Origin of the sequence: Vibrio sp. 10N.261.52.A1 (assembly GCF_002876325.1) — a bacterium.
GTDB lineage: Bacteria > Pseudomonadota > Gammaproteobacteria > Enterobacterales > Vibrionaceae > Vibrio > Vibrio chagasii.
In genome coordinates, this window is record NZ_MCYD01000876.1 from 1 (window position 1) to 8,835 (window position 8,835).

An 8,835-nucleotide genomic window follows, 5' to 3' on the forward strand; every position below is an offset into this window, starting at 1 on the left:
GCCCTTTTTTAAGTTTTTTTCGTTTTTTTATTCGTTCGATTAAAAAGAACTCAAAACGGCTCAAAAGTAGGCTTTTCTCTTACATATTCTTGAGTTTTTCAGTGAACAAAGAGACTTTTTCCCAGTTTGTGTACTCAACTTCCTTCGTTGTATCCGTTTCACCGCCTGTCATATTCATAATAAAGCGGATCATGGTTCTATCGAACCAGTTATAGCGTGGGTAATAGAGGGCACCAGCAAATACACCGATTAAAGTCGGCTGCCATGGAGACTTGATAAGGAACTTCTTAATGTAAGCACTGCCTTCTGGTGTATCTTTGCCTTGGTCTTCTTTACGCGCCGTTAAGTTCACGCAGAAGAACGCAACCTTGCTTGATTGCAACTGAGTAAGGTTGGCATCAATAAATTGATATAACTTCTTATTAAGGTGGCCATAACGAATCGATGCGCCAATCAACACTCTGTCGTATTGAGCAAAGTCCACCTTGCCAATAGTGTGCAGATCTTGAAGCTCACATTCGAACTCACTCATTTCTCCTTTTATATAGTTCAAGATTTTCTTCGTCTGCCCTTCACGGCTTGAATATAAAAATAGAGCTTTTGCCACAATGTTGTCCTTAGCTACGCCAAAACGTAGGGGTCAATAAGATTAATAAAGTGAAGATTTCTAATCGGCCAAACAGCATAGATACGATAAGTACCCATTTTGCTTTGTCGTTCACATCGCCGAAGTGCACCGCGACTTCACCAAGGCCTGGGCCAAGGTTATTTAACGTTGCCGCTACGGCTGAGAAAGCACTTAACTCGTCCATACCGGTTGCAATAAGAGCTAACATACAAACCACAAACACTAATGCGTATGCAGAGAAAAAGCCCCAAACCGCATCTACTACACGTTGTGATAGTGCAGAGCCGCCAACCTTGATGGTATAGACAGCACGTGGGTGAACAAGACGCTTCATTTCACGAGCACCTTGCAGAGTAAGTAGTAAGATTCGAATTACTTTCATACCACCACCCGTAGAACCTGCACATCCCCCTATAAAAGAAGAGAATAAAAGCAGTACGGGTAAGAACAGGGGCCACTCAGAGAAACCAGTCGTTGTGAAACCAGCGGTCGTAGATATAGACACGGTTTGGAACAAGGCTTGGTCGAAAGCGTCGTAGTACGAATCATAAGAGTGATGATTGAGCAGCAATAAGAAACAAACCAAGAACAGTACTGCCTGAATAAAGATAAAGGCACGGAACTCAGGATCTTTCCAATAGTACTTAGGATGCACACCACCTGAGGCAAATGCTGCAAAGTGAAGAGAGTAGTTACATGCAGATATAAGAAGGAACACCACAGTAATCATGTTGATAGCCGGGCTGTTGAAATAGCCCATACTTGCATCGTGAGTCGAGAAGCCACCAATAGCTATAGTCGAGAAGCTATGACTGATTGCATCAAAGAAGCTCATGCCGGCGAGCCAAAACGCCACCGCACAAGCAATGGTTAGGCTGAGATAGATGTACCATAGCGCTTTTGCTGTTTCAGCGATACGCGGGGTCATTTTGCTGTCTTTTACTGGGCCTGGAATTTCAGCTCGGTACAGCTGCATGCCACCGATGCCCAGAACAGGAAGAATGGCTACCGCCAATACGATGATACCCATACCACCAAACCATTGCAGGAACTGGCGATAAAACAAGATCGCCTTAGGTAAGTCATCAAGGCCGACGATCACCGTCGCACCGGTAGTAGTCAGTGCAGAAAAGGATTCGAAGAAGGCATCAGTAACTGAAACATTCGGATTATCAGCGATCAAAAACGGCAAAGCACCCGCACTACCGATTACCGTCCAAAAAAGAACTACGATCAAAAAGCCATCGCGCGCTTTTAACTCATGCTTATAACGTCGGTTTGGAAACCAACACGTCGCGCCACAAAACAACAGAACAAAGAAAGTCGTCACGAATGGCACACCCGCACCATCTCGATAGATCAGGGCGACTAACGCAGGTGCGAGCATTGATACACTAAAAAGTGCTAATAATAATCCGACGATTCGAATAATTGAGCGAAATTGCATGAGCTATTGAACGAAGCGAAATGCTTCACACTTCCTAGTTGTCTTTTACTTTCGTTACCAGTGCCTTGGCACCGCTTTTATTGATCATGGTTTGGGTAAACGCATCTACCTGAAGGAGCTCTATCTCAATAATAAGCTCAACTTGCACACCATAATCCGCTTGGACCTCAACAGCCTGATGCTGAGCCATGATGGATTGTGCGATCGGCACAAAGCCATAGTCTAACTCTAGCCGTAATTTTGTGGTTATTTTTTTCTCGATTGTTTGAAGCAGCTTGAGAGCTTGTTGCACTCCGCCACCATAAGCTTTGACCAAACCACCGGTTCCAAGCTTAATTCCACCAGAGTAACGCGTGACGACAGCCGTTAATTCACCCACACCCGATCCAGACAATTGCGCCAAGATAGGCTTACCCGCCGTGCCCGATGGTTCTCCATCGTCACTGAAGCCCCAAAGCATTGAATCTTCAGGTCGACCAGCAACAAATCCCCAACAATTATGCCTCGCTGAAGCGTGCTCTTTTTTTACCTGCTCTACGAACTGCTTCGCGGCTTCTACACTTGGAGTATGCGCAAGGTGAGTAATAAAGATGCTCTTCTTGATCTCTTCTTCAAACAGAGCCGGAGCTGACGGTATTAAATAAGGCTGTTCATTCATATCGTTAACTTAATTAATAAGAGCTGCGAAGTGTATCACGCGTGAATAATAAGGGTTAGAGGATCTGTGCTATCGCACAATGTTAAACAATTGTTTAAAAAATGTATTGAAATTCATCTTGCAGAGGTACAGACTAGAATAACTGGTCTTACCAGGTATTCTACAATAATAGAAAGACAACAAGATTCTCTCAAACAATCGTGGATTGTATGTCATGGAGATAGACAATGATTTACCAAGCTAACACCCTACAGGTAAAGGAATTACAAGATGGCATTGCAGAATTAAGCTTCTGTGCTCCTGCCTCTGTAAACAAACTCGACCTTGCTACTTTAGAATCACTAGACAAAGCGTTAGACGCTCTTAAAGCTCACGCAGGACTACGTGGTTTAATCTTAACTTCAAACAAAGACGCATTCATTGTAGGCGCAGACATCACTGAATTTCTTGGCCTATTTGCTAAGCCAGAAGCAGAACTTGATGAATGGTTAAGATTTGCAAACTCCATCTTCAGCAAGCTAGAAGACCTTCCTGTTCCAACTCTTTCAATGATGCGCGGCCATGCCCTAGGCGGCGGTTGTGAATGTGTATTAGCAACTGACTTCCGTATCGGTGACAAGACCACCAGCATTGGCTTACCTGAAACCAAACTTGGCATCATGCCTGGCTTTGGTGGTTGTGTGCGCCTGCCTCGCGTTATCGGTGCTGACAGTGCAATGGAAGTCATCACTCAAGGCAAAGCATGCCGAGCTGATGAAGCACTAAAAATTGGCTTGTTAGACGCGATTGTAGAAACAGACCAACTGCTAGAGTCGGCAATCAATACCGTTTCTCTGGCTGCCAATGAAAAACTAGACTGGCAATTGCGCCGTAAACAAAAAACATCAGCATTATCGCTAAGCAAACTTGAAGCGATGATGAGCTTTACCATGGCGAAAGGCCTTGTTGCTCAAAAGGCTGGCCCTCACTACCCAGCTCCAATTACTTCAGTCATTGCTATTGAAGAAGCGGCACGCAGCGATCGTGATGCAGCGCTCGATATCGAACGTAAACACTTCATCAAGCTCGCAAAATCTGAAGAAGCGAAAGCACTGGTTGGTCTGTTCCTCAATGACCAATACATCAAAGGTCTTGCTAAAAAAGCAGGTAAGTCAGCAACCAAAGACACTCAACGTGCTGCTGTACTAGGTGCAGGCATCATGGGTGGCGGTATTGCTTACCAATCTGCACTGAAAGGCGTGCCAGTGATGATGAAAGATATCGCACAAGCATCGCTTGACCTTGGTATGAATGAAGCGTCGAAGTTATTGAATAAGCGCCTATCTCGCGGTCGCCTAGATGGCTTCAAGATGGCAGGCATCCTGTCTTCGATTACTCCAAGCCTGCATTACGCTGGTGTTGAGCAATCAGACGTTGTCGTAGAGGCCGTGGTAGAAAACCCGAAAGTAAAAGCAGCGGTACTGAGCGAAGTGGAAGGTCTAGTCGGTGAAGACACTGTACTGACGTCAAATACCTCTACGATTCCTATCAACCTGCTAGCGAAATCTCTAAAACGCCCAGAAAACTTCTGTGGAATGCACTTCTTTAACCCAGTGCACCGCATGCCTTTGGTTGAGATCATCCGTGGTGAGCACACTTCAGAAGAGACGATTAATCGCGTTGTGGCTTATGCAGCGAAAATGGGCAAATCCCCTATCGTGGTAAATGATTGCCCAGGCTTCTTCGTTAACCGTGTACTTTTCCCTTACTTTGGCGGTTTCAGCATGTTGCTACGTGACGGTGCTGACTTCACTAAGATCGATAAAGTCATGGAGCGCAAGTTCGGTTGGCCAATGGGTCCTGCTTACCTACTAGACGTTGTAGGCCTAGACACTGCACACCACGCACAAGCTGTGATGGCGCAAGGTTTCCCAGAGCGTATGGGCAAAGAAGGTCGTGATGCGATTGATGCACTTTACGTTGCTGAAAAATACGGTCAGAAAAACGGTAGCGGTTTCTACACATACAGCGTAGACAAACGTGGTCGTCCGAAGAAGACATTCTCTGAAGACATTCTTCCTATCTTGGCTGACGTATGCCAAGCACCACAAGATTTTGATGACCAAACAATTATCCAACGAGTGATGATTCCAATGATCAACGAAGTCGTTCTTTGTTTAGAAGAAGGCATCATCGCGACACCGCAAGAAGCGGATATGGCACTGGTTTACGGTTTAGGCTTCCCTCCATTCCGAGGCGGCGTATTCCGCTACTTAGACAGTGTGGGTATTGGTAACTTCGTAGAAATGGCGAAGGGCTACCAAGACTTAGGTGCAATGTACCAAGTTCCTCAACTATTGCTTGATATGGCAGAGAAAGGCGAAAGCTTTTACGACGCTCAACAAGCAAGTTCTCTGTAACCCACATTTGGAAAAGGAATAGCAAAATGAATAATGTAGTTGTTGTTGATTGCCTTCGCACCCCAATGGGACGTTCCAAAGGTGGAGCTTACCGTCATACTCGTGCTGAAGATCTGTCTGCACATTTAATGAAAGGCATTTTAGAACGTAACCCAGAAGTGAACCCTTCAGAGATTGAAGATATCTACTGGGGCTGTGTACAACAAACACTAGAGCAAGGCTTCAACGTTGCACGTAACGCTGCTCTACTGGCTGGTTTACCAATTGAGATTGGTGCTGTCACGGTTAACCGTTTATGTGGTTCATCTATGCAAGCTCTGCATGATGCGACTCGCTCAATCATGGTTGGTGATGCGGAAATCTGCTTAATCGGTGGTGTGGAACACATGGGTCACGTACCAATGACACACGGTGTTGATTTCCACCCTGGCATGTCAAAGAACGTAGCAAAAGCTGCTGGCATGATGGGCCTAACCGCTGAAATGCTTGGCAAACTGCACGGTATTAGCCGTGAAGACCAAGATGCATTCGCTGCACGCTCACACGCCCGTGCACATGCGGCAACGGTTGAAGGTCGTTTCAAAAACGAAATTCTACCAACAGAAGGTCACGCTGCTGACGGTTCGCTGTTTACACTGGATCACGATGAAGTTATTCGTCCAGAAACGACGGTTGAAGGCCTATCTCAACTGCGCCCAGTGTTCGACCCAGCGAACGGTACAGTAACGGCAGGTACTTCATCAGCTCTATCTGATGGTGCATCGGCAATGCTTATCATGAGTGAAGAAAAAGCTAACGCACTAGGTCTTAAGATTCGTGCTCGCGTTAAGTCTATGGCTATCGCAGGCTGCGATCCTTCAATCATGGGTTACGGCCCAGTGCCTGCAACTCAAAAAGCGCTTAAGCGTGCAGGTTTAACAATTGAAGACATGGGTGTGATTGAGCTGAACGAAGCATTTGCGGCACAATCTCTACCTTGTGCTAAGGACCTTGGTCTACTGGATGTGGTTGACGAAAAAGTGAACCTTAATGGTGGTGCCATTGCACTAGGTCACCCTCTAGGCTGTTCAGGCTCTCGTATCTCTACAACGCTAATCAACCTAATGGAAGCGCAAGACGTGAAATATGGCTTAGCGACCATGTGTATTGGTTTAGGCCAAGGTATTGCAACGGTATTTGAACGCCCATAGCACTCATCGACGGTAATTTTGTCGGATAATCTTAAGTGCAGCTATCTTTATATAGCTGCACTTTTTATTTCCAACTATCAGACAAACGATAGGTTCGTTCAGCAAACTCAATCAGGAGGAAAGTAGCCAACAATATCTATGCATAAAACGCATAGATTCAATGTTGATGTTTCATTTTTTTTTCTCCAACGATTCAACTAAAGTTACTTCAGTTTCCTAATATTTCTCCCATGGAGCAGATCATGTTTAAAGCACTTGTACTAAACCAAGAAGACAAAAAAACTATCGCATCAGTTTCTCAAATTGAAGAGTCTCAACTACCTGAAGGTAACGTGAAGATCGATGTAAGCTACTCTTCTTTGAACTACAAAGATGGTTTGGCGATTACAGGTAAAGGGCGCATTGTTCGCAACTTCCCTATGGTTCCTGGTATCGACCTTTCTGGTGTGGTTTCACAATCTGATGACCCTCGCTACAAAGCAGGCGACGAAGTGGTTCTAACTGGTTGGGGTGTTGGTGAAGGTCACTGGGGTGGCATGGCTGAGAAAGCAAGCCTAAACGGTGACTGGTTAGTGCCTATGCCTAAAGGTCTAGACGCTAAGAAAGTAATGGCGATTGGTACAGCAGGCTTCACAGCAATGCTTTGTGTTCAAGCAATTGTTGATGCAGGTATCAAACCTGAAGACGGTGAAATCCTAGTTACTGGCGCAAGTGGCGGTGTAGGTAGCGTGTCTATCACTCTACTAAACCAGCTAGGTTACAAAGTAGCAGCAGTCACAGGTCGAGCTTCAGAAAATGGTGAGCTACTAAAATCGCTCGGTGCAACTCGCATTGTTGAGCGTGCTGAACTAGAAGAGCCAGCGAAACCACTTGAGAAACAACTGTGGGCTGGTGCTATCGACACCGTAGGCAGCAAAGTACTTGCGAAAGTATTGGCACAAATTGATTACAACGGCGCGGTTGCAATCTGTGGCCTAGCGGGTGGCTTTGACTTACCAACGACGGTAATGCCATTCATTCTACGTAACGTTCGCCTACAAGGTGTTGATTCTGTTATGTGCCCTCGTGAAAAACGCATTAAAGCGTGGGAACAACTGGCTGAATTGCTACCTGAGTCTTTCTACGGCAACGCGACAAAAGAAGTATCTCTAGATGACGCGATTCAAGCGGCAGAAGACATCACTAACGGTCAAATCACAGGCCGTGTCGTTATCAAGCTGTAATCGCTCGCATTCTAAAGACAACACGCAATAAAACAAAAGGGCTGATCATGATCAGCCCTTTTTGCTATTTGCTACCTACTATTGAGTCTAACCTAAGCCGACATCAGCAATTCGCTTTTGAATTAACTCACCACACTCTTCTTTGACCACTCTTCTCAACCATTGCTGTGAGGCAGAAGAGTCGCAGCGTGAATGCCAAATCAACGAGTAATCAAACGGCATAAATTCAAATGGTAATGGCTTAACAACCAAGTCATAACGCTCTGCTACCAAATAAGCCAAATCAGCCGGTACCGTAATCACTAACGGCATTCTATCGACAATCGCCAATGCCGCTTCAAGGTGATAAGCACGCAGTACCATTTTTCTGGGTTGTTGATTGGCTAAAGCGTTGTCCAATAAAGCCTTTACACCATCACTGATCGCAATCATCGCATGAGGCAAAGAGACATAATCTTCAAGGCTCAACGAGTTGTCTGCCAAAGGGTGATTCTTAGAAAGTAAGCACGACACCCCGACAGGGCCAAGGACCTCTTGATGAAGTGGCGCAACACTGCCACTTGGTCGACAGATCGCCATATCGACGCGCTCGGTACTAAGCTGCTTAAATAAATGTTCATGCTGCAGCGGGGCGAATTCTAAAGAGATATTCGGTGCTTGCTCATAAATCTTCGGCAGTGCATACGGCAAAATGGTTTGCATCGCATAATCAGTGGTCGCAATTAGAAAGCGTTCACTGCAATAGTAAGGGTCGAAATCACTAGGGCTAAGGAGTTGACGGAATGATTCCAAAGGCTGATCAATTCGCTGGCTGATCTCGAGCGCTTTTTTGGTCGGAATAAGGTGTTGGCCCTGACGAGTAAACAGAGGATCGTTGAGCAGGTCTCTTAAGCGCCCGAGTACTCGGCTGGTTGCCGACTGACTCAAGTTAAGACGAAGCGCGGCCTGGCTAACGCTACCCTCTTCAATCAATACCTTTAAAGCGACCAATAAATTAAGGTCTCTACGATAGATGTCTTCTAATTCCACGCCACTTACCTAGCTGAATACAATGATCATTGTTCACTAACTTGTTTATAGCATGCTTTAGATAAAAAAAATCCCGCAATTACGCGGGGAAGCCCAAGAAAATTTGGGGATAGTGTCGGAATGTCGTATCGGAATTTGTTTGCTGTACTTAGGTTAGTGCTCTTGCTCTTCGGCTACACCCTGCCAACGGCGCATCTCAACCCAAATACCAATAATCGTTGCTACTATGCCAAAAATAGGCATCAGTGAGGTCTCTGTCGA

The 8,835-nt window shown here is 45.6% G+C and carries 7 protein-coding genes; 3 read left to right on the forward strand and 4 right to left on the reverse strand.

Going from position 1 to position 8,835, the window contains the following annotated elements; all coding sequences use genetic code 11:
* Positions 1-79 precede the first annotated feature (79 nt).
* Genes hemG through BCT81_RS18855 form a run of 3 tightly spaced genes read right to left on the reverse strand, consistent with a single transcriptional unit; the run spans position 80 to position 2,733 of the window.
* Entirely contained in the window at positions 80-607 is a 528-nt protein-coding gene (hemG, locus tag BCT81_RS18845; RefSeq protein ID WP_102425456.1) for a menaquinone-dependent protoporphyrinogen IX dehydrogenase, read from the reverse strand.
* A 10-nt stretch (positions 608-617) separates the two neighbouring features.
* Positions 618-2,075, reverse strand: coding sequence for a TrkH family potassium uptake protein (locus tag BCT81_RS18850; protein ID WP_004739231.1), 1,458 nt, complete (start codon positions 2,073-2,075; stop codon positions 618-620).
* A gap of 34 nt (positions 2,076-2,109) precedes the next feature.
* Positions 2,110-2,733: a YigZ family protein gene (locus BCT81_RS18855; RefSeq protein WP_102425457.1), complete on the reverse strand. Its 624-nt coding sequence runs from the start codon at positions 2,731-2,733 to the stop codon at positions 2,110-2,112.
* A 227-nt stretch (positions 2,734-2,960) separates the two neighbouring features.
* Between BCT81_RS18855 and fadB the strand changes: the two genes are divergently transcribed.
* From fadB to BCT81_RS18870, 3 genes are all read left to right on the forward strand, one after another.
* Positions 2,961-5,132 (forward strand): fatty acid oxidation complex subunit alpha FadB, encoded by a 2,172-nt coding sequence (gene fadB / locus BCT81_RS18860; protein ID WP_102425458.1) that lies wholly within the window; start codon positions 2,961-2,963, stop codon positions 5,130-5,132.
* A gap of 26 nt (positions 5,133-5,158) precedes the next feature.
* Positions 5,159-6,322, forward strand: a complete 1,164-nt coding sequence (gene fadA / locus BCT81_RS18865) for an acetyl-CoA C-acyltransferase FadA (protein WP_102425459.1) — start codon at positions 5,159-5,161, stop codon at positions 6,320-6,322.
* 242 nt (positions 6,323-6,564) lie between these two features.
* A complete protein-coding gene (locus BCT81_RS18870) occupies positions 6,565-7,545 on the forward strand; it encodes an MDR family oxidoreductase (protein ID WP_102425460.1) in 981 nt (326 codons plus the stop codon).
* Positions 7,546-7,632: 87 nt separating this feature from the next.
* On the opposite strand, the gene BCT81_RS18875 is transcribed toward BCT81_RS18870, so the two are convergent.
* A complete protein-coding gene (locus BCT81_RS18875; RefSeq protein WP_061033940.1) occupies positions 7,633-8,574 on the reverse strand; it encodes a LysR family transcriptional regulator in 942 nt (313 codons plus the stop codon).
* Between the last annotated feature and the right edge of the window lie 261 nt (positions 8,575-8,835).